At 34.8% G+C, this 25,917-nt stretch carries 20 protein-coding genes; 17 read left to right on the forward strand and 3 right to left on the reverse strand.

What is annotated here, in order from left to right; translation table 11 throughout:
* Positions 1–38: 38 nt before the first annotated feature.
* From FJR03_RS03380 to FJR03_RS03390, 3 genes are read left to right on the forward strand one after another with little or no spacing between them, the layout of a single operon-like run.
* Positions 39–974 (forward strand): glycosyltransferase family 2 protein, encoded by a 936-nt coding sequence (locus FJR03_RS03380; RefSeq protein WP_193114250.1) that lies wholly within the window; start codon positions 39–41, stop codon positions 972–974.
* Complete coding sequence (locus tag FJR03_RS03385) at positions 913–1,341, forward strand: GtrA family protein (protein WP_193114251.1); 429 nt, start codon at positions 913–915, stop codon at positions 1,339–1,341. Before FJR03_RS03380 ends, FJR03_RS03385 begins: the two co-directional genes overlap by 62 nt.
* 8 nt (positions 1,342–1,349) lie before the next feature.
* Entirely contained in the window at positions 1,350–2,648 is a 1,299-nt protein-coding gene (locus FJR03_RS03390) for a 3-deoxy-D-manno-octulosonic acid transferase (protein ID WP_193114252.1), read from the forward strand.
* On the opposite strand, the gene FJR03_RS03395 is transcribed toward FJR03_RS03390, so the two are convergent.
* On the reverse strand, positions 2,629–3,693 hold the full coding sequence (locus tag FJR03_RS03395) for a glycosyltransferase family 9 protein (RefSeq protein ID WP_193114253.1): 1,065 nt from the start codon (positions 3,691–3,693) through the stop codon (positions 2,629–2,631). The genes FJR03_RS03390 and FJR03_RS03395 overlap by 20 nt on opposite strands.
* 87 nt (positions 3,694–3,780) lie before the next feature.
* Between FJR03_RS03395 and FJR03_RS03400 the strand changes: the two genes are divergently transcribed.
* From FJR03_RS03400 to FJR03_RS11890, 7 genes are all read left to right on the forward strand, one after another.
* Complete coding sequence (locus FJR03_RS03400) at positions 3,781–5,493, forward strand: ABC transporter ATP-binding protein (RefSeq protein ID WP_226962169.1); 1,713 nt, start codon at positions 3,781–3,783, stop codon at positions 5,491–5,493.
* A gap of 61 nt (positions 5,494–5,554) precedes the next feature.
* Positions 5,555–6,604, forward strand: coding sequence for a response regulator (locus FJR03_RS03405; protein ID WP_193114254.1), 1,050 nt, complete (start codon positions 5,555–5,557; stop codon positions 6,602–6,604).
* A complete protein-coding gene (locus FJR03_RS03410) occupies positions 6,604–9,714 on the forward strand; it encodes a transporter substrate-binding domain-containing protein (RefSeq protein ID WP_193114255.1) in 3,111 nt (1,036 codons plus the stop codon). Before FJR03_RS03405 ends, FJR03_RS03410 begins: the two co-directional genes overlap by 1 nt.
* 159 nt (positions 9,715–9,873) lie before the next feature.
* Positions 9,874–11,244: an oxygen-independent coproporphyrinogen III oxidase gene (gene hemN, locus FJR03_RS03415; protein ID WP_193114256.1), complete on the forward strand. Its 1,371-nt coding sequence runs from the start codon at positions 9,874–9,876 to the stop codon at positions 11,242–11,244.
* 3 nt (positions 11,245–11,247) lie between these two features.
* Complete coding sequence (locus tag FJR03_RS03420) at positions 11,248–12,540, forward strand: (Fe-S)-binding protein (RefSeq protein WP_193114257.1); 1,293 nt, start codon at positions 11,248–11,250, stop codon at positions 12,538–12,540.
* Positions 12,540–13,313, forward strand: a complete 774-nt coding sequence (lgt, locus tag FJR03_RS03425; RefSeq protein ID WP_193114258.1) for a prolipoprotein diacylglyceryl transferase — start codon at positions 12,540–12,542, stop codon at positions 13,311–13,313. Before FJR03_RS03420 ends, lgt begins: the two co-directional genes overlap by 1 nt.
* Complete coding sequence (locus FJR03_RS11890; protein ID WP_226962170.1) at positions 13,310–13,597, forward strand: DUF1294 domain-containing protein; 288 nt, start codon at positions 13,310–13,312, stop codon at positions 13,595–13,597. Before lgt ends, FJR03_RS11890 begins: the two co-directional genes overlap by 4 nt.
* On the opposite strand, the gene FJR03_RS03435 is transcribed toward FJR03_RS11890, so the two are convergent.
* Positions 13,564–14,049 (reverse strand): DUF2062 domain-containing protein, encoded by a 486-nt coding sequence (locus FJR03_RS03435; protein WP_193114259.1) that lies wholly within the window; start codon positions 14,047–14,049, stop codon positions 13,564–13,566. The two genes, FJR03_RS11890 and FJR03_RS03435, sit on opposite strands and share 34 nt — an antisense overlap.
* A gap of 41 nt (positions 14,050–14,090) precedes the next feature.
* Positions 14,091–16,001: an EAL domain-containing protein gene (locus FJR03_RS03440; protein ID WP_193114260.1), complete on the reverse strand. Its 1,911-nt coding sequence runs from the start codon at positions 15,999–16,001 to the stop codon at positions 14,091–14,093.
* Positions 16,002–16,346: 345 nt separating this feature from the next.
* Here FJR03_RS03440 and FJR03_RS03445 point away from each other — a divergent pair, with 345 nt between their 5' ends.
* The 7 genes from FJR03_RS03445 (at position 16,347) to FJR03_RS03475 (ending at position 25,913) form a co-directional block, all read left to right on the forward strand.
* The gene (locus FJR03_RS03445; protein ID WP_193114261.1) at positions 16,347–17,630 is read left to right on the forward strand and encodes a DEAD/DEAH box helicase; all 1,284 of its coding nucleotides are present in this window, start codon (positions 16,347–16,349) and stop codon (positions 17,628–17,630) included.
* Entirely contained in the window at positions 17,631–18,365 is a 735-nt protein-coding gene (gene truC / locus FJR03_RS03450; RefSeq protein ID WP_193114262.1) for a tRNA pseudouridine(65) synthase TruC, read from the forward strand.
* On the forward strand, positions 18,358–20,919 hold the full coding sequence (gene pepN, locus FJR03_RS03455) for an aminopeptidase N (RefSeq protein ID WP_193114263.1): 2,562 nt from the start codon (positions 18,358–18,360) through the stop codon (positions 20,917–20,919). Before truC ends, pepN begins: the two co-directional genes overlap by 8 nt.
* A 170-nt stretch (positions 20,920–21,089) precedes the next feature.
* On the forward strand, positions 21,090–22,559 hold the full coding sequence (locus FJR03_RS03460; RefSeq protein ID WP_193114264.1) for an NAD(P)/FAD-dependent oxidoreductase: 1,470 nt from the start codon (positions 21,090–21,092) through the stop codon (positions 22,557–22,559).
* Positions 22,560–22,574: 15 nt separating this feature from the next.
* Positions 22,575–22,736, forward strand: a complete 162-nt coding sequence (locus FJR03_RS03465; protein WP_193114265.1) for a hypothetical protein — start codon at positions 22,575–22,577, stop codon at positions 22,734–22,736.
* Positions 22,737–22,795: 59 nt separating this feature from the next.
* The gene (locus FJR03_RS03470) at positions 22,796–23,608 is read left to right on the forward strand and encodes a peptide deformylase (protein WP_193114266.1); all 813 of its coding nucleotides are present in this window, start codon (positions 22,796–22,798) and stop codon (positions 23,606–23,608) included.
* A gap of 19 nt (positions 23,609–23,627) precedes the next feature.
* A complete protein-coding gene (locus FJR03_RS03475; protein WP_193114267.1) occupies positions 23,628–25,913 on the forward strand; it encodes a hybrid sensor histidine kinase/response regulator in 2,286 nt (761 codons plus the stop codon).
* Positions 25,914–25,917: the final 4 nt, after the last annotated feature.

Consider the following 25,917-nt stretch of genomic DNA (forward strand, 5'->3'; position numbering starts at 1 on the left):
ATATAATTTCTTAAAAATATTTTAGTATTGGTATACGTATGGAAGAGAAAAAAGTACCGTTTTTATCTATAGTTGCTCCTTGTTACAATGAAGAAGCTGTTGTTGATATATTTTTAGAAAAAATGTTTTATATTTTAGAAAAGTTAGATAAAACATTTGAAATTGTTTTTGTAAATGATGGAAGTAAAGACAATACATTAGAAGTTTTAAAAGCGAAATCAAAAGAGTATTCAGAAGTAAGAGTTATTAACCTTTCTAGAAACTTTGGGAAAGAAGCAGCTCTTACTGCAGGGATAGATGCAAGTCTTGGAGAGACGGTTGTACCAATCGATGTTGATCTTCAGGACCCGCCGGAACTTATTTTAGACTTTGTAAAAAAATATGAAGAGGGGTACGATGTGGTAGTTGGTAAACGTGCTGATCGTACAACTGATTCTGCAGCAAAAAGAGTGAGTGCAGAGCTTTTTTATAAGATGCATAATAAAATCTCACACATCGAGATCCCTCACAATGTCGGTGATTATAGACTTATGTCAAGACGAGTTGTGGATGAGTTGAAAAAACTTCCGGAAACGCAACGTTTTATGAAAGGGATCTTCGCTTGGCTTGGGTTTAAAACTGCCGTTGTAGAGTATAAAAGAGAATCTCGTGCAGCCGGTGAAACAAGCTTTAACGGTTGGAAGTTATGGAACTTTGCACTTGACGGTATTACAAGTTTTTCAACTGCACCGCTTCGTGTTTGGCTTTATGTTGGGATAGTGCTGGCATTTATCGCATTCTTATACGGTTCGTGGATAATTTTAAAAACATTGATTTTTGGTATTGACACTCCAGGGTATGCATCAATGATTACAGTTGTCCTTTTCTTAGGCGGTATTCAGTTGATGGGGATCGGTATTTTAGGCGAGTATATTGGAAGAATCTATCTTGAATCTAAAAACAGACCTATTTACATTGTGGAGAACGAGTATTAAATCTCATATTATTCAGCTAAGTAAATACGGTATCTTCGGTATTATTGCAACGCTTATTCATTTAGGTGTTGCATCTGGAGTCATATACTTTTTTCAAGCCGGTGTATTTATAGCTAATTCAATAGCATTTTTTACTGCTTTTATGTTCTCATATATTTTTCAAACTTTATTTGTTTTTACTACAAGTTTTCAACTCAAAAAGCTTTTTCGTTTTTTCCTCGTACAGTATGGAACATTTTTATTTTCATATATACTCTCAAATATTATAGAACTTTCAAATGCTTATTTACATACTGCATTGATAGTAGTTATAATGCCATTAGTGACTTTCATCATACATAAATTTTGGACTTTTAAAGAGTTATAGGAGTAGATTTGTATTTAGAAAAAAAATTTCATACTGTACAGTTTTTACTGTTGGCATTAGGATTATTTCTTTCATTTTTTTATGCCCAGCACCAAATATTAACAGGTGATCAGACGCAGATGCTCTATAAAGGGTATATGGGTGCGTATATGGGTGAGTGGATCTCTTATGGAAATGCTGCGAGTGTTGTTGGAAACGTTCCCGGGTCTATGATCTCTTATGTTGTCGGACTTCCTGTATTGCTGTATGATTCACCTTGGTCTCCGATGGTGTTTTTAATTCTTTTACATTTGGCTTCTTATTTTCTTTTAGACAATGTGATCAAAGATGTTTTTAAAACAGATATCCGTTTAGTATTTTTGGTGATCTATTGGCTCAATCCTTGGTTTTTATTTGAAAATATTCTCTATAATCCATCGTATCTATTCTTCTTCTCGGCATTACATATCTGGAGTGCATATAAACAAAAAGATCAGAGTTCGTTTCTTTATTCTGCTTTACATGTGATCGCAATAGGATTGGCATTACAGTTTCATTACTCGTGGCTTATTCTCTCAATTCTTTCTCTTTATTTAGTGTATAGAAATATTGTGAAAGTAAATTGGTATGGAGTATTTTTTGGCGGAGCAATAATCATAATATCTCTTATCCCTTATGCGATCGAGTACCTGGACAACAAAGAGATCCGGGTGAATCAAAATGCAAAAGATTCGGGACGTTACATAGGTTGGGGCGGTGTTCATGTATACCCCGTTCTCAAAGCTATACTTTATTGGCTAAGATATGATTCTTTCATCTTCCCAAATAAATTGATAAACAGTGCCCATTTTGACTGGCTTGGTATCTCTGCAACATTACAAACAGTACTCGTGTATTTGTATAAAGCGATTGTTTTTACAATTGGGGCTGCGAGTATCTACATAGCTTTTAAAGCGAATCAACTGTTTTATAAAACGATGAAATCAAAAGTATTTAAACGAAGTTTGTCTGTTGATTCAAAAGAGGAATGGCTTTTACTTTATGTCTTTGGTGCACTTTTTGGTGTGTTTATAAGTGCGATCCTCTCACCGATTGTATTTGGGTATTGGCATCTTATTATTGTATTTCCATTTGCGATTATGCCGTTTTTAGTTTATTTTAAATCATACAGTGAAAAGTATTTAAATAAGTTTGTGATTTTCATCACGATATACTTTATTGTTGTAAATTTCATCGGAGCGATTGACAGTAGAAAGTTCTCAATAGAGAAAGATTATGCAAATGATGTTAAAGAGTATGTGGCAAAGACTATAAAAAATCCTTCGTGATTTTTGCCACATCGTCAATAGATAGGTTTTCAATATCTATTGTTTTATTTTCTTCACCTAAAGCACCGTACACTTCTACACTTGTTTTATTGAAAAATGCAAGTACTTTTGCTTGTGCGGCAACTGCAAGGTGCATAGGTCCTGTATCTGCACTTACATAAAGATTACATTTTTGAAAGAATGCACCTAGTACTCTTAGATCCCTATTCCCATAAGCTAGAACTTTGTCATTGAGTTTTTCAGGAATATCTGGTGAAAGAATATCTATAAATGTGATGTTGTTGTCAAGTTCTGATACTTTATCAATCCACTCACTCCACCAAGCATCACTGATTTTTTTATCAAATCTTGCATTTCTAAAAATTGTAATGATTTTTCTATCTTTTGCAATATTATTTTCTTGCAAAAGTGTTTGAAGATCATTGTCTGCTAGATTGAGCTCATTTTCTGTCAGCTTGATATCCAGATTTGGTTGAAGAGTTGGAATAGGAATATTAAAAAAGCGTAAAAACTCTAAAGTTTCTAAGCCCATATGTTTATAAGCTTTTTCTCCTCTTTCTTGGACGTGTGTAAAGTCAGCCCAGAGTTTATCACTGTAAAAACTTGCCTTTGCTTTTGATTTGACAAGGGCTGAAACGATTTGAGAACTTGTTGAGCCCCCTGAAATATTTAAAGTGATATCGTAGTTTTTTTTACGTGTTTGTTTGATGTATCTAAACAGCTCTAATGGATGTAGTAAGAGTTTTCTTGGAATATCGATCACCTGATCTACATTAGGAAGTGGTTCAAGAATTTTACCTGCAAGTTTCATCCCTACGATAATATCTATTTTTGCATCTGGAATTTGTTTATTAAGCTCATTGATTAAAGGTGTTAAAAACAGAAGATTACCGATACGGTAGTTTGGACGGATGATCAAAATATTTTTGATTTCATCTTTATTTACAGTTGTCTGTTGGTTTTTCTTTGAGGAAAAGAGTGATAAGAAACCGTTGAGAATACTTGAGATTTTCTTTCTTATTATTACGTGTAAAGGGTATTTCATAGTTCGCTTTTTTGTGCAATTATAACAAATTAACTTTTAACTTGGATAGTTAGTGTAAAATATCGTTATTAGTTACGGAGAAAATATTTGAAAGAGATTATTAAAAGATTTTGGCCCTATATAAAAGAGTATAAATTTCATTATATTATGGTGTTTTTTGCAGGATTGTTGATTATTGGTGCAACTGCTGGAAATGCACATATTATGAAACCTTTAATGGATGATATGTTTATTGAGAAAAAAGAGGAGATGCTTTATCTTATTCCTCTTGGACTTATAGGAATTTATCTTACAAAAGCGGTTGGAAAATATATTCAAACTGTATTTATGGAGTATATCGGGCAAAGTATCATCACGCGATTCCGTGAGATCCTTTTAGAGAAGATGATATCTATGGATATGGCATATCTCTATCGAAATAGAAGCGGTGAACTAATCTCTAGAATTACCAATGATATTGCCCGTATTCAATTCTTTGTCTCCAATATGCTACCTGATATGTTCCGTGATCTTTTAGCTGTGATCGCACTTGTTGGCTATGTGATATGGCTAAATCCTATGCTCGCATTTTATGCACTTGTAGTTGTCCCGGTTGTTATTCTTCCTATTATGTCACTCGCTAAAAAACTTAAAAAGTATTCTCACCGTTCACAGGCAAAAAATGCCGACGTAGTAACTCGTTTAACAGAGGTTTTTAATAACTCTGAAGTGATTAAAGCAAATGCAACGGAGAAATTTGAAGTGGGGCGTTTTAGTGAACATAACTGGCAGTTTTTTAAGATCAATATGAAAGCTATTTATGTCGGTGCAATAGTCTCACCTATTTTAGAAATTGTCGGTGTTTGTGGACTAGCGGCAGTTATTTATATCGGTGGACGTGAAGTGTATGATGGCAATATGACAGTAGGGGAGTTTACTGCATTTATCACTGCTATTATTTTAGTATTTGAACCGATCCGCAAACTTGGTGGGACCTATTCGAAGATTCAGGATGCACTAGCGGCAAGTGAGCGTGTTTTTGAGGTATTGGATGAAGATACTAAAATTGTAAACGGTACAAAAATCTTAGAAGATGATATCCATACGGTTGAATTTAAAGATGTTTCACTTATGTATGAGGGCTCTTATGCACTTGATAGTGTCAATATTACGATCAAAGAGGGTGAAAACATTGCTCTTGTAGGTGACAGCGGTGGCGGAAAATCTACTTTTATCTCTATGCTGCTCCGTTTTTACGATCCGGATAACGGTATTGTAAAAATTAATGGTGAAGATATTAAAAACTATGATCTGAAATCTTTAAAACACCACATATCTTTTGTAACTCAAAGAATCTATATTTTTCAAGACAGCTTAGCGGCAAATGTTGCTTACGGTGAAGAAAATATCGATGAGAAAAAAGTTTTAAAAGCGTTAGAATTAGCTGATGCTCTTACTTTTGTAAATGAGCTTGAAGATGGGATACACACTATGATGAGTGAAGCTGGAACTAACCTTTCTGGTGGACAGCGTCAGCGTATAGCGATAGCTCGTGCAATCTATAAACATTCATCTTTAATTCTTTTCGATGAAGCAACATCGGCACTTGATAATGAAACGGAAAAAAGAATTCAAGCTGCACTGAATGAGTATACGAAAGATAAAATTACGATCACAATTGCTCACAGACTCTCTACAATTGAGCATGCCGATAAAATTTTAGTGATGCAAAAAGGAAAAATTGTAGCGCACGGTACACATCAGGAACTTTTAGAAAACTCAGATGTTTATCAGAGGTTGTCTGGAGAGATGAAACAGTAGTTAATAAATATATACTTTATATGTTTTTTTGCTATAATTTATGGCAATAAGAGGTGATCTAATGGAGTTAGTTTATAATATTTTAATTGTAGACGATATCAGCGATAATATTAAAGTAGCTATGAATATTCTCAAAGAGAATAACTATAATTTCTCCTTCGCTCTAAATGGCAAAGAAGCTTTGGATGTTGTAACAACTAAAAAGTTTGACCTTATTTTGTTAGATATTATGATGCCTGAAATGAATGGATATGAAGTATGTAAACAATTAAAGGCTGATCCTCGTACACAAGATATTCCCGTTATCTTTCTTACTGCAAAAGCTGATGTCGATTCTATTACTGAAGGGCTAAAACTCGGTGCTGTAGATTATATTACAAAACCTTTCCATTCAGAAGAACTAATCGCAAGAGTTACAACCCATTTAGAGTTGTATCATGCAAAAGAAGTTTTAAAACAAAATAACCTTGACCTTAACGTAAAAATTGTAGAACGTGAAAAAAGATATTTGAGTGAACTTGAACAAACACAAAAAGAGATAATCTATCTTTTAACGGAACTCATGGAATCAACTTCAGATGAAACAGGAAGGCACATTAAAAGAGTTGCAGATGCTTCAAAACTTTTAGCAACGCTTCACGGTGCACTCAGTGAAGAGGAGATAAATGATGTTTACTTCGCTTCACCGCTTCACGATATCGGAAAAGTAACTATCCCCCATGAAGTATTGAATAAGCCTGGTCGTTACACTGAAGAAGAGTTTAAAATTATGCAGGAACACACCACGAATGCGCATAAATTTTTACAACATTCTCAAAGAAGATTGATCAAAGCAGGGGACATTATTGCCCACCAACACCATGAAAAATGGGATGGAACAGGGTATCCCCAAGGTCTTGTAGGGGAGAAAATTCATATCTATGCAAGGATTGTTGCTATTGCCGATGTATTGGATGCTTTGACACATAAGCGGGTTTACAAAGATGCCTGGAGTTTTGAAGAGGTAGTTAAATATATTACAGATCGTAAAGGAAAACAGTTTGATCCGTATCTGACCGAACTGTTTGAAAATAACATAGAAAGTTTCAGAGCAATTGTAGAAGAAGAGTAATGAAGCTGTTCTTTCAAATTTACATTCTGTTTGTTGTATTATCTACACAAATATGGGCTAATGTAGTTTTTACCCAAGAAGAGAAAGAGTATATAAAAGAACATCCGATCGTAATATTGGGGAGTGATTATAGATGGCCCCCTTTTGATTTTGTTGATGCACACAATCGGCATAGCGGTTTATCTGAAGACTTTATTCGTCTGATAGAGAAGAAAAGCGGTTTAAAGTTTCGTATAAAGTCTGAGGTATGGGCAAAAACACTTCAAAATGCAAAAGAAAAAAAATATGATGGACTTGTATGTGCCGTAAAAACAGAAGATAGAAAAAAGTATTTTAAATTTACAACACCCTATTTGAATGTACCTATGGTTGTTATTACACAGAACGGTAAAAATATCCATACGATTAAGGACCTTAAAGGAAAAACAGTCTCGATAAATAGATCTTCTTATATACATGAATGGCTACAAGAAAAATATCCGCAAATTAAAATTATTCCATCCTCTTCAAATGAGGAGTCCTTAGAATGGGTTTCACTAGGTAAAGCTGATGCTTATATAGGTAATCTTGCAGTTGGAACTTACATAATCAATAAAAATATTTTAAACAATTTACACATTGTCGAGAAGCTCAAAGAGTTTAGTACTTCTGTAAGTATTGCTATTGATAAAGACAACGTAACCTTGTTTAACATTATCCAAAAATCTGTTGCAGATGTAGAAGAAAATGAGATGCAGGCTATAAAATCAAAATGGAGCAAAAGTGCTGATTTTACGGGAAGAAGTTTACTGAACTTAACAAAAAAAGAACAAGCATGGATCAAAGAGCACAGTACTATCCATTATGTAATTGATAATTTTTGGGAACCTGTAGAGTTTCTTTCAAAAAATGATCAAAAATATTCAGGGATAGCAAGTAGTTATATGGAACTAATCGTACAAAAAACAGGTTTAAATTTTGTTAGAATCCCTACAAAAGAGTGGTCACAAAGTGTTGAGGCTATCAACTCAAGAAAAGCTGATCTCTACACATGTGTAGCCAAAACACCTTCAAGAGAAAAGGTAGTAAACTTTACAAAGCCTTATATCGATATGCCTTTGGTTTTTGTAGCAAAGCAAAATAGTGAGTTTATTACGGATATACAGCAGTTAAACGATAAAAAAGTTGTTCTGGTGAAAGGGTATGCCATAAATGAACTTTTGAGAAAAGAACATCCCCAGATCACCTATGTTGAGGTTGATAATCTTACACAAGCTTTTAAAGCCATTGTAAACTCTAAAGCAAATGTCTATATCGATCTCTTGCCCATAGCAAGCAACTATATACAAAAAAAAGGTTTTTCAAACTTAAAAATATCAGGGATTACTCCGTACAATCTTAAGTTCCGTATGGCTTTACGAAATGACTGGGATCCTTTAGGAATAGAGATCTTTAATAAGGCAATAGACTCTATTACACCTGAAGAGAAAAACAGAATATATAACAAATGGGTAGATGTAAAGTATGATAAACAGATCGATTATACCACTATTTTAGAGATAGTCGGAGTTCTGTTAGTTCTGATCCTTGCATCATTGTTTTGGAATAGAAAGCTCTCTTTGGAGGTAGGAAAGAGAAGAGAAGCACAAGAGAAGTTAAAAGAACTCAATAAAAAACTGATAGAAGCGATGAATGAAGCAAATAGTGCAAATGAAGCAAAATCGAGTTTTCTCTCAAACATGAGTCATGAGATCCGAACTCCAATGAACTCTATCTTAGGTTTTACTGAACTTTTAGATGAGCAGATCGAAGATAAAAAACTAAAATCATTTATTAAAACAATCCGTACATCTGGACAAACTTTACTGGTACTCATTAACGATATTTTAGACCTCTCGAAAATAGAGTCTGGGAAAATGGAGATTGTAAAGAAAAAAACAGATCTGCATCAAGTGCTACAAGAGAGTGTGGGGCTTTTCAGATTACAGGCGGAACAAAAGGGACTCGCTCTAGAGCTTCAGCTAGAGAAAGAGTTTCCTGAAGCACTTATAGTTGATGGAGTCCGTTTAAAGCAGGTTCTAATCAATTTGCTCGGAAATGCTATGAAGTTTACCGATAATGGCTTTGTAAAAGTAAATGCAGATGTAGAGCCAGTAGAGGGACATTTAAGTAAAATTAATCTTATTATTCGAGTGAGTGATAGTGGAGTTGGCATTAAAAAAGAGGCTCAGGAAAAGATCTTCAATCTGTTTGAACAGCAGGAGAATCAAGATGTTAAAAAGTACGGTGGTACCGGATTAGGTCTTTCCATTTGTAGAAAACTTGCACTTTTAATGGATGGAACTTTAGAGGTTGAGAGTGAAGTTGGCAAAGGCTCAACTTTTATTTTGATACTAAAAAACATTCCAATTGCATCTATGGGAAATGAAGAACTTGAAGATGAAGAAGATTTAAATATAGGTAATATTGAGTTTAATGAAGCGACAATATTAGTTGCCGATGACGTAGCCGAAAACAGACTGCTGGTAAAAGAGAGTTTCTCAGGGACTAAGATTAAGATAGTTGAAGCAGTTGATGGTGAAGATGCCTTGCAAAAAGTAAAAGAGAATAAAATCGATTTAATTTTTATGGATATTCGCATGCCGAAACTTGACGGCTACAGCGCTACACGGATGATCAAAGAGGAGTTTGATATTCCAGTTGTCGCACTCACTGCATCTATTATGCAAAGTGATATAGAGAAATTAAAAGAGCAGCGTTTCGATGATTATTTAAGAAAACCGGTAGCAAAAAAAGAGCTATATTTGGTAGTTTCTAAATATTTGAGTCATACGAATCAACTTTCAAAAGAAAAAGAGATAGAGGTTTCTTCATCGCAAAATGAGCAGGAGATCGCAAGTTTTATTAAAAAAGTTCCTAAAGAAGTTATAAAGTTATTTGAAGATGCAAAAACTACAAACGACCTCTCTTTAATAGAAAGTTTTGCTAAGCGTTTAGAGGAGGAAGCACATAAACTTGAAATGAGTTTTATGGAAGAGTTTGCAAAAGATTTACGTGAAAAAGTTGAGTTGTTTGAGATCGAAGAGTTAAAGCAGATGATGCAGCAATTTGAGAAGATTATAGAAGGGTAGAGTTTTATTTAATAGGTTTATTAGTCTTTTTTGGAGATAATCGCGGATAAATTACCGTTTTCGAAAGGCAAAAATAAGAGGACAAATCCTCCCTGCGGTCTGAGCCTCTTATTTTTACCTTCCAAAAACTTATACAAAGATGAAACTAGAGGGGAAGAAATGTCATTAGACTTTGCAAAATTTATAAAATACTCAAAACCGGGACCGAGATATACTTCGTATCCGACAGCTTTGGAGTTTAGCGATAGTTTTGGTTACGATGAGTATATTAAAAAGTTGGAAAATCAAGATGACTCTCGCCCTTTAAGTTTGTACTTCCACCTCCCGTTTTGTAAAAATGCATGTTATTTTTGTGGATGTAATGTTGTCTTTACTTCTAAAGAGGAGAAGATGCTGCGCTACATCGAGTACTTAAAGCGTGAACTACAGATCCTCTCAAAGCATCTTAATATGAAACGTGAAGTGATTCAGATGCACTTTGGAGGCGGTACGCCTACATTTTTCTCTGCGGAACAATTAAAAGTAGTAATCGACGAGATTAAATCATACTTTCCAAATTTTACAGATGATGCCGAGATCTCATGTGAGATAGACCCTCGCCATATCGATGAAGATCAGATGCGTGTAATGAGTGAAGCTGGATTTAACCGTGTGAGTTTCGGTATTCAGGATTTCAACGAAAAAGTGCAAGTAGCCGTACACCGTGTTCAGCCCTATAATATTACGAAAAATGCAATGGATTTGGCACGTAAATACAATATGGTCTCTGTAAATGTAGACCTAATCTATGGACTACCTTTTCAAAACTTAGAGACTTTCAAAGAGACATTGGAACTTTCACTTACATTAAATCCGGATAGATTCGCGGTATTTAACTATGCTCATGTGCCTTGGCTGAAAAAGACTATGCGTAAAATAGATGAAACGACACTCCCTCAGCCGGATGAAAAACTTCAAATTATGCAATATACGATCGATTACCTGACAAGTCACGGCTATAAAATGGTTGGAATGGATCACTTCGCAAAACCTGAAGATGAGCTTTTCCAGGCTATTGAGAAAGGGGAGCTTCATAGAAACTTCCAGGGCTACACTACTAAAGGTGGGGCAGATTTAATAGGTGTTGGATTAACATCTATCGGTGAAGGGGTTGATTATTACGCACAGAATCATAAAGATATGAAACTTTATGAAGAAGCGATCGATGCAGGAAAACTTCCTTTTGAACGCGGTGTAATGTTAAATGAAGATGATATGATCCGCCAGTACGTGATCATGGAGCTTATGAGTAACTTTAAACTTGATATAAAACGCTTTGAATCTGAGTTCAATATCAACTTCAAAGAGTATTTTAAAGATGCCTTAGAAGAACTACAAAGATTTGCTTCTGAAGATCTTATAACGATAGATGATGATAAAATTGCATGTTCTCAAACGGGAACATTACTGATCAGAAATATTGCAATGCCGTTTGATGCATATATGCATCAACATGCGGGCAGTAAAAAAACTTTTTCAAAAACGGTGTAGAGTGTGAGTGTAGATAAAAAATTAGACGAGATATTTAATTTCGACAAAACTGCTGATGATTGTGTTAAGTGCGGGAAGTGTATCCCTGTTTGTACAATCCATAAAGTAAATGCTGATGAGGTAACATCACCTCGTGGTTTCATCGATCTTTTAGGTGCGTATAAACGCGGGCATTTAGAACTTGATAAAACTGCAAAAGATATATTTGAGAGTTGTTTTCTTTGTACAAACTGTGTAGATGTTTGTCCAAAATCACTTCCAACTGATATGGTGATCGAACAAGCTCGTGCAGATATAGCACAAAAATTTGGTATTGCATGGTATAAAAAACTTTTCTTTTTACTGTTACGTCACCGTTGGTTAAACGATCTCGCTTTTAAACTCGGTTGGGCATTTCAAACATGTGGGTTTAAAATCAAATCAGATATAGACTCTATGAAGTCGCGTTTCAATCTACCGATGTTAAAAGTTGATAGACTTTTACCTAGTTTACGAAAAACATCATTTTTAAACGCGTACCCTGAAAACATCGATAACGGCGGTAAAAGAAAAGTAGCTATATTTATCGGGTGTCTAGCAAACTATAACTATAGATCTATAGGGGATTCACTTTTAGAGATTTTAGATGTGTTAGAGATCGATGCATTCTTGGCCAAAGATCAGAAGTGCTGTGGAGCTCCTGCATACTTCACTGGAGATTTCGATACGGTCGATTATAATGCAAAACACAATATCAGATACTTTGAGTCTTTAGGTGATGATATAGAAGCTATCATCGTTCCTGAAGCTACTTGTAGTGCAATGCTAAAAATTGACTACGAGCACTTTTTTCACGATCAGCCTGATTGGAAAGCACGTGCTAAATCTGTAATGTCTAAAGTATATATGGCTACTGAATGGCTCCAAAATCATACAGATCTAGAGAAAATTTTAGAAGAGAAAAAACAAAATACAAGAATTGTAACTTATCACGATCCGTGTCATGCGAGAAAGATGCAGGGTGTGTATCAAGAACCTAGAAACCTGATCTCTAAAAATTATAAAATTGTGGAGATGAGTGATCCAAATGCATGTTGTGGTTTCGGTGGTATTACGATGCAGACTGAAAAACATCATTTTGCAAAAGCTGCGGGTGCTCCAAAAGCTGCTATGATTGAAAAAACGGGTGCAGATGTTGTTAGTGCCGAGTGTAGTGCATGTCGTATGCAGATCAATGCCTCTATGGATTATTCAGGAAATGAAAAAACTGTATTTAAAAACCCTATTGAACTGATCGCTGAGGCTCTGAAAAAATAATGGAACATCTCATCTGGAGTGTTGATCCGGTAGCACTCTCTCTTGGAGGGATGCAGGTATATTGGTACGGGATACTTTTTGCCGCTGCAATCCTTGTCGGTCTAGAGATAATGAAATGGATATACAAAAAAGAGAATAAAGAGCTTCAAGAGCTTGATAGTATGTTTTTGTATGTAGTGATTGGGATCGTAATTGGTGCGAGACTCGGTCACTGTCTGTTTTATGAACCTGATTACTATTTAGCACATCCAATAGAGATACTTTATGTTTGGAAAGGCGGTTTAGCTTCTCACGGTGGAGGTCTTGGTGCGCTTTTAGGTATCTATCTTTACAAGAGAAAACACTCACTAAACCTCTTATGGTTTTTAGATAAAATTGCCATCCCTACGGCTTTCTTTGCATTTTTCGTCCGTATGGGTAATTTGATGAACTCTGAAATTTTGGGAAAAGTGAGTGATGTATCTTGGGCAATCGTATTTAGCAGAGTTGATAAGCTTCCTCGCCATCCTGCACAACTATACGAAGCACTCTCTTATCTTTTGATCGGACTTGTACTCTTTAGCATATATATAAAATTTCGCGATAAGTTGAAAGATGGATTTTTATTTGGTCTGTTTTTAACACTTGTTTTTATTGTAAGATTTTTAGTGGAATTTGTAAAAGAGAGACAAGCTGATTATGCTGCAGATATGCTACTTTCAACCGGACAACTCTTAAGTATACCGTTTATTGTATTGGGAGTTTACCTGATGCTGAGAAGTTGTAAAAAGTGATCAAAGAGGTACTCTTTGTCTACTTTATCTTTATAAATATACTCGCTTTTTTGATCTATAGTTTTGATAAGTATCGCTCTATAAAAACGAAAGCATCCCGAATAAGCGAGAGAGAACTTCATGTCTTTTCATTGTTGGGCGGTTTCTTGGGCGCTACGCTCGCAATGGCCCTTTTTCGACACAAAGTGAGTAAAAACACATTTTTATATAAACACATAACTATAATGTTAGTGTGGATTAGTGGAGTTGGTTACTTTTTCTTACGAGAGCTTTTCTCTTTATGAACCGAACTTCTCCAGAAATGGTTCACTACAAAATATCCAACTGTTGAACCGATAACAGAATACAGAGCAGTCCCGAAATAAAGAGGGATAAAGATATCGTCTATATTTTCTGAAAACCATTCAAGTGTCAGCTCAACAGGCTTTGGTTCTATCCCTAAAATATATGAACCTGTTAAATACTCTATATAGTACATTGGGGGCATTGTAAAAGGATTACTTAACCAACACATTGCAAGTGCAATTGGGACATTAAAGCGAAAGAAAGGGACAAATAAAAGCACGGCAGCCATCTGCATAGGCATGGGGATAAAGGCTATAAACAGTCCTAGAAAAACTCCTCGGGAGATCATTTTTCTATTGCCTGAAAGGTATTCAGGCGGGATTTTATATTTTTTTATAAAGTCGTTTAATTTTTTATTTTTCGTTGTTTTTTTGAGCGTTTTTCTGAGCATATAGTTAAACTTATAATTTTTGTTTAATTATACTCAGATTTTTATAATTTTTCTTTAGGTTTTTCTATAAAATAACCTTGAGATTTATCAACGCCTAACTCTTTAAGTTTTCTTTCAATATCTTCATTTTCAACAAACTCACCAATCGTCTTGATATTCATCTCTTTTGCAAACGAAACTATGATAGAAGTGATAAGTGCCGACTTTTTGTCATGGACTATATTTTTAATGATGCTACCATCAATTTTTATGTAGTCGGCTTGCAGTTTCATAAGGTACTCAAAGTTCGAGTATCCTGTACCGAAGTCATCTATAGAGATTTTCGCTCCATATGATTTTACATCATTTATAAACTGTTCAATTACTTCAAATTTTTCAATACTTTCAGTCTCAACTATTTCAAATGAGACTTGCGGTCCTACGTTGTATTTTTGCAGTGCATTGATAATAAACTTGTTAATTTCAGGATCGAGTATATCTTCTATTGTAATATTTACTGAAAAGTGAAACTTTTTATCTTTGAAATACTCAAAACTTTTATTAATCACGATCTTTGTTAAGTCTTTATAGAGTTTTGACTTTTTGGCAATCTCTAAAAATTGTTGTGGAGGGACAACATTCCCCTTCTCATCAAGTAGTCTAATAAGTGTTTCATACTTGAATATGGTATCTGTTTTATTGTCTTTGATCGCTTGATAATATAAAACCACTCTATTGTGTTTTATAGCCTCTTTTATCTCTTTGACCCATTTAAGATTGTTCTCATACTCTTTATTGAGAGAGATAGAATCTGAATAAAGTACAATGTGCTTTCCGTTTCGTTTTGCAGATTTTAAAGCCATACTTGATGATTCTAAAAGAGACTTATTGTCTTCCAGGGAAATTCCTACAGAGATACCAAGGCTTATCTCCTGTCCTTCTATTGTTATAGGTCTTTCATGAAGGTATTGGATAAGATTTGTGATATTGTTCTGTAAAACTACAGGATCACGCTCTTCGGAGAGAATAACAAATTCATCGCCACCGAGTCTGTAAAGATCACAGCTCTCTCGTTGTTCGAGTACTTCAAGTAAAAACTTGCTAAACTTTATAAGTACTTTATCTCCAAAAGCCTCGCCGTAAAGATTGTTGATCTGGCTGAATTTATCTAAATTTATAAGCACCAATGAGTGTTGAACATTCTCATTTTTATCTCTAAAAAGTGCTTTTCTGTTTTTGAGACCTGTTAAAGTGTCTGTGTAAAGTAGTTTTGTGAGTGTTTCCTGCTTTTGTATAATCTCTGTAATATCGTAACGGATTGCAATAAACTCTACTATATTGTTATCTTTATCCAATATCGGTGAAATAGCAGTCTCTACCCAGTATGTTGAACCATCTTTTGCTTGATTTCTGAGTTGGCCGTGCCACGTACGCTTCTCTAAAATAGTATTCCAAATCTCTTTATATACACTTGGATCAGTTTCCGGATGGCGTACTATATTGTGTTTAGCACCTAGTGCTTCATCTGCATTGTATTTTGAAATTTTGTAAAAGTTCTCATTTGCAAAAGTGATGTTTCCATCAAGGTCAGTCTTGGTAACAACAAGGTTTGTATCGATTGTTGTTTTATAACTTTGTAAAAAAGAGATATTGTTATTTACATCGGTTTTTGTTTGATTTATAAAATATTTTAAAAGTATATATATTCCTGAGAGTACAGCAGAAGTATTTATTAGAAATAGAAACTCTTTTAAAGTGTAAGTAATAGTTCGCTTTGCCAGAATAGGTTCAAGTAAAACAGAAAGGCTTAGAAGAACTAAAAATGCCATGAGCCAGTAAAAGGGCTCTTTTTTCTCTGTATAGAGTAAGGCCATAATAGGTGATAAAAATGCCCAAATCATAGTATTACTACCATTTTCAAAGCCGCCTAAATTCCACATCATAATGAATGGAAGTAAGAGCATTAAAATCATTTGGACTCTTATAAGGGTATTTTCTTTACGAGTTTTTTTGTAAATTAAAAGAGTTACAACTGAGGCAATGAGATAAAACAGTGTAATACTAGCTGCAAAAACTTGATCAAAATATAAATTGACAATCGACCAGATCAAAGCAAACGGTAATATAAATTTTATAAGAGTGATGATAGAAATATTATGATGAGTGTTTAAAATTGTATTACCTTTTTATTGGAACTTATATCTTGTAAATTATATCACAAATCTATCACTTTTTACTTGTTAGAAGATACTAAAGTATTATTATGTTAAAATATTATAAAAGATATATCTATGTCATGTCAATAAAAAAGGTAAAAAATGTCATTTGAAAAACTAGGAGTTTTTAAGCCTCTGTTAGATGCTATAAACGATCTTGGGTATACTGAACCAACAATAATACAACAAAGAGCTATCCCATTAGTTTTACAAAAGAAAGATCTTTTTGCAACAGCACAAACGGGAACTGGAAAAACGGCAGCATTTGCACTTCCATTGCTCCAAAAATTAAGAAAAAAAGATACAAGCAAGGGTGTCCGCGCAGTTATCGTCTCTCCGACAAGAGAGTTAAGTGTACAGATTTATGAAGATATTACAGCGTATTCAAAATATATGGATATTAAATGTGAAGCTATCATTAGTGGAAAAGATATCGTTAAGCAGATTGCAAAACTAAAAGGTGGGGCTGAAGTGATCGTGGCAACTCCGGGACGTTTGTTGGAGTTAACACAAAACGGTCTTAAACTCGATGATGTTGAAGTTTTTGTTCTTGATGAAGCCGATCGTATGCTGGATATGGGTTTTAGCAAAGATATTAAAGCTATCCATCCACTGCTTCCTAAAAGACATCAGACACTTCTGTTCTCGGCAACATTTTCAGAAAAAGTAAGAAAATTATCAAAACTGATTCTTACATCTCCCGCTTTTATTGAAACGGCTAAGAAAAATACAACGGTAGATACGATCAATCAGGTTGCTTATCTTGTTGATGCAAATAGAAAAGCCGAACTGTTAGCGTACTTGATAGGCTCAAGAAACTATCCTCAAGTACTTGTATTTACAAGAACAAAAGCAAGTGCAGATATTTTAGGCGAAGAGCTTGAAAAAGATGGTCTCAAAACTGGTGTAATTCACGGCGATAAAACAAAAGCAAACCGTCTTAAAACTTTAAAGCAGTTTATGGAAGGGAAGTTCCGTGTACTGGTTGCCACAGATATAGCTTCTCGTGGGCTTGATATTGAAGAACTCCCATATGTAATTAACTATGAACTGCCATCTATTCCGGAAGATTATGTACACCGTGTAGGTCGTACAGGTCGTGCAGGGCGTGAAGGGGAGGCTATATCTTTACTTGATGTATATGAAAAGTATGAAATTCGTGATATTGAAAAGCTGATCGGTCAAAAGATTGATAAAGAGACAGTTGAAGGTTTTGAGCCTGACCCAAACATTAGAAGAAAAGATATTGATGAAGTCAAACTAAAATCTGAGCATAAAAAGCAAGAGAAACGTTTTGTAAAAACAAAAAAAGAGGCTGTAAAAACAACAGCTACATCTCTTAAACGTGCAAAGAAAAGAAAAACTACAAAAAGAGATCCACGCTAATTGTTTAAAGACTATACTTTAGAGATTTTATATCAAGATGAGCATCTTGTAGCTATAAATAAGCCCAGCGGGCTTTTGGTTCACAAGTCTATGATCGATAGACACGAGATCTATTACGCGATGAAGATGTTACGTGATCAAATAGGGCAATGGGTTTATCCGATCCACCGTCTTGATAAACCTACAAGCGGAGTACTACTCTTTGCCTTAGATAAAGAGAGTGCTCGCCTTTTAAATGAACAGTTCCGAGAACGTTCTCCTCAAAAAACTTACATAGCAGTAGTCCGTGGTTATCTAGAAGACGGTGTTATCGACTATCCGCTCAAAGAGAAGCTGGATAAGATTGCAGATAAGGATGCAAAAGAGGATAAAGAGGCACAAGAGGCGATTACGGAGTATAAAGCTCTTGATCAAATAGAGCTGCAAGTTAGTGTCGGGAAGTATGATACTGTTCGCTACTCTTTAGTAGAACTACATCCACAAACAGGTCGAAAACATCAACTCCGTCGCCATATGAAACATATTTCTCATCATATTTTGGGAGATACGAAATATGGACGAGGTGAGCATAACAAGTTTATCCGAAAAGAATACAATGTGCATAGATTATTATTGCATTGCTGCTCTTTGCAATTTGTGCACCCTTATAGTGGAGAAGTAATCACTTTAAAAGCAGATTTAGATGATACATTTACAAATTTACTAAAAGAATTTAATTGGAGTATAAATGAGTAACGAAGTACAAGAGATATTTTTAAAAGATTATAAAAAACCGAGTTTTACTATTGAGAGTGTAAATCTTACATTTGAGCTTTTTGAAGAGGAAACTAATGTAACAAATATTATGAAGTTTGAAAAGCTTGATGAAAGTGCAGACCTTGTTTTAGATGCACAGGAACTGGAGCTTAAAGAGGTGGTTCTTGACGGTGAGGTACTTGGAAGTGATCGTTATACACATGATGAGGAAACGCTTACTATTTCAAATGTACCACAGGAGTTTACTCTAGAGATCAGAAACAGAATCTATCCGCAAAAAAATACGGAACTAGAAGGTCTTTATAAATCTGGAGATATCTTCTGTACACAGTGTGAGCCTGAAGGGTTCCGTAGAATTACACCGTACCTCGATCGTCCCGATGTAATGAGTATTTTTACAACGACTGTAATTGCAGATCAGAAGAAGTACCCGATCCTTTTAGCAAATGGAAACAAGGTCCATTGTCATGAAAGTTTTAACACACGTCACGGGGTAACTTGGCACGATCCACATCCAAAACCTTCATATCTTTTTGCCCTTGTAGCAGGAGATTTAGACTTTATAACAGACAGTTTTGTAACTGCCAGCGGGAATGATGTTGAGCTAAATATTTATGTAGATAAAGGCAATAGCGATAAAGCAGACCACGCAATGAAAAGTTTAATCAATGCTATGAAGTGGGATGAGGAAAAATACGGTCGTGAGTATGACCTTGATATCTATAATATCGTTGCCGTAGATAGTTTTAATATGGGAGCTATGGAGAATAAAGGGTTAAATATATTTAATTCTGCATATGTACTTGCAGATGCAGATACTGCAACAGATGCAAACTTTATGGGAATTGAATCGGTGATCGCACATGAGTATTTTCATAACTGGACCGGAAACAGAATTACGTGTAGAAACTGGTTTCAGCTTACACTAAAAGAGGGACTTACTGTATTTCGTGATCAGTGTTTCTCGGCAGATATGAACTCTAGTGAAGTACAACGCATACAAGATGTGAAAGCGTTAAGAGAGCGTCAGTTTGTAGAAGATGCATCTCCTACGGCTCATCCGATTCAGCCAAAGTCATATATCTCTATGAATAACTTCTATACTGCAACGGTATACGAAAAAGGTGCTGAAGTTATCAGAATGCTTCATACTCTTTTAGGTGAAGAGAACTATAGAAAAGCGACAGACCTTTATTTTGAAACGTTTGACGGTCAAGCGGTAAGGACAGATGACTTTTTATGGGCTATGAAAGAATATGGAGAGTTTGATCTGGAGCATTTTAAACTATGGTACGATCAAAGCGGGACACCAAGTTTGGAAGTGGAAGAGAACTATGCAGATGGCAAATATACTTTAACATTGACACAAAACGTTCCAAATAAAGTAGATGGTTCTTTGCAAAAAGCTATGTACTTTCCATTAAAGATTGCTCTTATGGACAAAACAGGTGCAGTAGCCGAGGAGAAAATGCTTATTATCTCAAAAGAGAGTGAGTCTTTTATGTTCGAGGGTTTTGAAGAGAAACCGGTTCTCTCAATTAACAGAGATTTCTCAGCACCTGTTATCATCAAACACCAAGATGTTGATTTCGCATTTTTAATGCAGCATGATACAAACAGTTTTACAAAGTATGAAGCTGCACAAGAGTTTGCTATCTCTATACTTTTTAAACTTATGGAAGATATTGAGAGTGACATAAGTGAATACTTAGAAGCTTTTGGAGCTCTGTTGGAGTTAGATACTGATCTTTCATATAAAGCACTTTTACTTGAGCTTCCATCAATCTCTACACTGATGCAAAAACAAGATGTGGTAGATTTTGAACCATTATATAAGGCAAAAGATAAACTCTCTTATGAAGTTGCTAAAAAGTATGAGGCGAAATTGTTAAAACTTTATTTTCAAAACCATGAACCTCTAAATAGCGCTCTCGATAGTAAAAGCATTGCTAAACGTGCATTGAAAAACAGAGTGCTATCTCTTTTAAGTGCTTTAGAGTCAAAAGAGATAGCTGCTGTAGCTAAAGAACAGTATGAACACTCGTTAACCATGACAGATAGAATTACAGCACTTGATGTTTTAGAGTCAATTGATGCAGAGTTAAGTGAAATAGCTTTTAATGACTTTTATAACAGGTACAAAAACAACACACTTGTAATGAATAAATATTTTGCACTTTTAGCAGCTTCACCGAGAGAGGGTGTACTTGATCGAGTGATGGCACTGCAAAATGATGAGGTGTATGATGAAAAAGTTCCAAATCTTGTACGCTCATTAATAGGTGTTTTTGCAAGAAACTATAAATACTTTCATGCTAAAGACGGATATGGGTATAAATTTTTAAGTGATAAGATTATTGAGATAGATAAAATTAATCCTCAGATGGCCTCAGCTCTTTCAGGTGCATTTAAAATCTACCCAAAAATGATTGAATCTAACAAAAAATTGATGAAAGCGACGTTAGAATGTATCGTTTCTACACAAGGAATATCAAAAAATACATTTGAGATTGTGAGTAAAATTTTAAAGTAAAATAAGTTTTTCAAATTAATAATACTTCATCAGTGCCATACTTTCGGAATTTAAAAAAAATTATGTAGAGTATAACTTTACGATATAGAAAAAATTAAGCTTTTTATTGTGATAATAATGTGATTTTATTCTGTTAAAGTTGTATTAGAACTTATTAAAAGGGAAGGTTTATGGCAAGATTAGTCGTACTAGGTGGTGGTGTTTCAGGTCATACTGCAGCTACATTCGCCGCAAAATGGTTAGGTTCAGCACACGAGGTTGTGGTTGTGACTCCAAATGCAAAATGGAACTGGATTCCGTCAAACATTTGGGTTGGTGTTGGTGAGATGTCAAAAGAGGAAGTAACTTTTGAATTAGCACCGGTTTATGCAAAGGCGGGTATCACATATAAGCAAGCAAAAGCTGTTTCTATCAACCCTGAAGGAAGCGAAACAAGTGATAAGCCATTTGTAACTGTTGAATATACAGGACAAGATAAAGTTGGTCAGTCTGAAGATGTAGAGTATGATTATATAATCAATGCTACTGGTCCAAAACTTAACTTTGGAGCAACTCCGGGTCTTGGTGAGGGAAGTGAGATTGGAGAGCATACAGTATCTGTATGTACGGCAGATCATGCAGTTCATGCATCTGAAGAACTGGCAAAATGTATCGAAAAGATGAAAAACGGTGAGCGTCAAAAGTTCTTAATCGGAACAGGTCACGGTTTATGTACATGTCAAGGTGCTGCATTTGAATATATTTTCAATATTGAGCATGAGTTAAATAAAGCCGGTGTTCGTGATATGGCAGATATGAAGTGGATCTCAAACGAGTCATTCTTAGGTGACTTTGGAATGGGTGGACTTCATATGAAAGTTGGCGGTTATGTAGTAAGTTCTAAACTTTTCGCTGAATCATTATATGCTGAAAGAGGTGTTGAATGGTTAATTGGTGCACACGTATCAAACATTGAAAGTGGAAAACTTGACTATGAACTTCTTGATGGAAGCACTGGTGAAGAAGAGTTTGACTTTGCAATGCTTATCCCACCGTTTGCAGGTGTAGGACTAAAAGCATACAACAAAGCTGGTGAAGATATTACAGATGTAGTATTTGCTCCAAACGGATTTATGAAAGTTGATGCTGATTATACTGCTAAGCCTTATGCTGAGTGGAAAGCAAGTGACTGGCCAAGAACTTACCAAAACCCTACATATCCAAATATGTTTGCTGCTGGTATCGCATTTGCGCCACCACACCTTATTTCTCAGCCTATGAGTTCTCCAAATGGAACTCCGATCAATCCAACTCCACCAAGAACTGGTATGCCTGCAGGTATCATCGGTAAAGCGGTAGCACACTCTGTATGTGACCTTATCACTAAAGGTGAAGGTGCTCACTTACATGAAGCTTCTATGGCTGAAATGGGTGCAGCTTGTGTTGCATCAGCTGGTAAAGGTTGGTTTGACGGACAAGCAGCTGCTATGACTGTTTATCCTGTTGTTCCTGACTTTGAAAAATATCCTGGAACAGGACGTGATACAGACTATACGTTTGGTGAAATTGGTCTTGCAGGTCACTGGATTAAACATATTCTTCACTATATGTTTATTTACAAAGCGAAGCTCAATCCGGGCTGGACAATGATCCCAGAATAATAGAAGGAGTATAGAATGAAACATGAAGAAAAAAACTTTGGAAAAAGTAGAGACTTTAACTTAACTATGATTCCCGGTAAGTTTGCAAGAGCTATGAGAACATGTGTTATTTATCAGTTTCTTAGGTTTTTAGTTATCAATATTAAGATGCTAATTGTAGTGAGCAAAAGTCACTAAATATTTGCTATCTAAGCTATATTTGGCTTAGATAGCAGTTGAAAATTTAAAAGTTAAAGATGGTAAAAGAGTTAATAAAATATCCAACTCCGCTGAGTGTTGAGTATGGAATCAATGTACGTGTATTTGATGAGAAATTATTTTCCTTAATAGATGATCTTAAAGATACTATAAATGAAAATAATTTAAAGGCGTTATCTGCTTTTCAAATAGGAAGTTATTTAAATGTAATCGTTTTAAAAAATGAAGATGGTAGTTTTTTAGAACTTATAAATCCTAAAGTGATCGCTCACAGCGGTGAAGTTACTACTCAAGAGAAAACAACATATTATGATGATTTAAGTGCCAATGTAGTGCGCCATGAAAAGATAAGTGTTATATATCAAAACAGAGCAGGTGAAAACCAAGTTTTAAAAGCTGAAGATGATTTAGCAATTACACTGCAGAGAAAAATTGACTATACTTTTGGTTCGACTTTTTTAAATAAGCTCTCAAAAGAGGAAAAGAAAAGATTTGAAGAAAGTTTGGAATTTGGTTCTGATATAGGGTATGAGAACTATTGTCCTACAACGTTTTTCAAAGATAAAATTATAAAATTTATTAATATTACTATCGCTTTACTTTTTTTCGTTTTTTTAATATCATTCTTTATAGAAGATAAGAAAATATTATCTGATGTTTGGCAATATGAACTATATACATCTTATTTTATAGGGATAGTTACTCTTATATACATCGTTTACGGTAGATATGAAGGGTTAAAATATAAAACATGTACAAGTTGTCAAATAGGTAATATTTTAGGAACGGCATTTATCGCAATGGTAAAACTATCTGCAGTGATGACACTTTCTTATATCTTCGTAAAATAAAGATATTAAAGAAATGGATATGCCTGAAAATATTCAATCACTACATAAATGTAAAGACAAGTTTTCTGAGTCAAAGTATAATATATTGCAACAATGGGTTGCATATGAAACTCCTACAGAGATTTTACAACTTCACGAAATAGATAAAGACTATTTTATTGAAACATACGGGAGTGGTGTATTTGACTACTTTATGGGTGTAATCTCCGGAGAAGTACAAATAGGAAACTGTCCTGTTATGCAGGATTTCTTAGCTTACTTAAAAAACAGAGAGATCAGTGCTGATGAGCTTTTTGAGCTGTGCAGTCACTTTAGACGCTCAATGATCGATTTCTCTTACGATGCTAAGATTAATTCGAAAGAGGTTTTCGATTCAATCTCTTATATTTTTGACCAAAACTTCCGCGGTATATTAAAATACTATACAGATGTGATTTTTCAAAAACTTGTTGATGCAAGGCAAGAAGCTCTTGTCGCTTCACAGGCAAAAGAGTATTTCTTATCGAACATGTCACATGAGATACGAACACCGTTAAACGCAGTCCTCGGCTTTGTAAATTTGCTCTTAGAGGATGAGCTTCCCAAAAAACATAGAAACTATTTAGACATTATATTAAACAGCGGAGAGAACCTTTTAAGTATTATTAACGATATTTTGGACTTTTCAAAACTTAGAAGTGGAGAGTTCCATATTGAACCAAAAGTGTTCTTTTTGCATGATGAGATCTCGCATACAATGGAGTTGTTTGTTGCAAGTGCGAAGATGAAAAATATTACGATCACTTCATTTATAGATCCAAAAATACCACTTCAGTTAGAAGGGGATATATTAAGAATAAAACAAATACTCTCTAACTTTTTAAGTAATGCTATTAAGTTTACACCTGTAGACGGACATATTCATATAGAAGCGAACTGTAGAGACAAGGTCTTAAAAATTTCTGTTGAAGATAACGGTATAGGAATCTCTCAAGAGGATAAAGAGAATATCTTTTTAGCCTTTGGACAGGCTCAGTTTGCAAAAGAGAGTAGAAGTGACGGAACAGGACTTGGACTCTCCATATCATGTCAGTTAGCAGAGCTTATGGGTGGAGATGTCGGAGTAGAATCGGAAATGGACGAGGGAAGTCGTTTTTGGATGGAGATCCCGGTTGACATTCATACTGACCAGCACCTCTTTTTTGAAGAGGTGGAGAAACTTAAAAACTTTAAAATTGCTGTATATGCAAAAAATTATTCTCTTAACTATAAACACAAATCATTTATTAACTATGCCGAGGTTTTTAATATGGATATCGCTATAGTTAACTCTTTAGACCTGGAATACGACATATGTATATTTTTACATGAAGAGTTAATTTCAGAAGAGATGAGTAAGATTATAAAGTCTGATAAAAAGTTTATTAGTATCGTTTCTCAAGAGTGTGACATATATGATAATTATATGCATGTAAATACTATCTCTTTCCCTCTATATTGTGAAAAACTAAAAGTCGCTTTTGAGGAGCTCTTATATCCTCAGGAATACCTAGAACACAGAAAGAAAATCTCTAAACACTTTAAAGGGAAAATTTTAGTAGCTGAGGATAATGAGGCTAATCAGGAACTCATCAAAATAATACTTTCAAAATACGGACTAGAGTTTGATATTGTAAATAATGGGCTTGATGCTATAGAGTTGTACAAAATCAATCATTATGACCTTATTTTGATGGATGAGCAGATGCCAAAAATGGATGGCACGCAAGCGGTTGAAAAGATAAGAGAGTTTGAAAAAGAAAACTCTTTAGAGCATACACCTATATCAGCACTTACGGCAAATGTTTTAAAAGGTGCAAGAGAAAAAGGGCTTCTCCATGGATATGATGCATTTTTAGGAAAACCTATAGTATTAAAAGATTTAGAAAATCTTTTTGATACATTTTTAGAACCCGATTATACTCATTTATCATCAGAGACAAGCAATAGGGTACCTGATGTCAAGATAGTTGGTTTAGACTCCAAAGCGCTGACAAAAGAGTTGATGTTAAGTATTGATGAATTAACAATGTTACTCGATCTCTTTGTTAGTAAAATGCAGCAGGTTCTCCCGGAACTACAAGAGGCTATAAAAGACAAAGATTTTTATACGATAGCAAAAAAAGCGCATAATATTAAAGGTTCTAGTGGTAACTTTAGAATAGAGTTCTTACAAAAGACAGCAAGTGAAATGGAAGAGATGGCAAAAAAGGAAGATGCTTCATATGATTATGAAGAGAATTTCATAAAAATAAAAGAAGCCATAGAAGCGATAAAAATTTTATAAAATT

Origin of the sequence: Sulfurimonas marina, from assembly GCF_014905095.1 — a bacterium.
Taxonomy (GTDB): Bacteria; Campylobacterota; Campylobacteria; order Campylobacterales; family Sulfurimonadaceae; genus Sulfurimonas; species Sulfurimonas marina.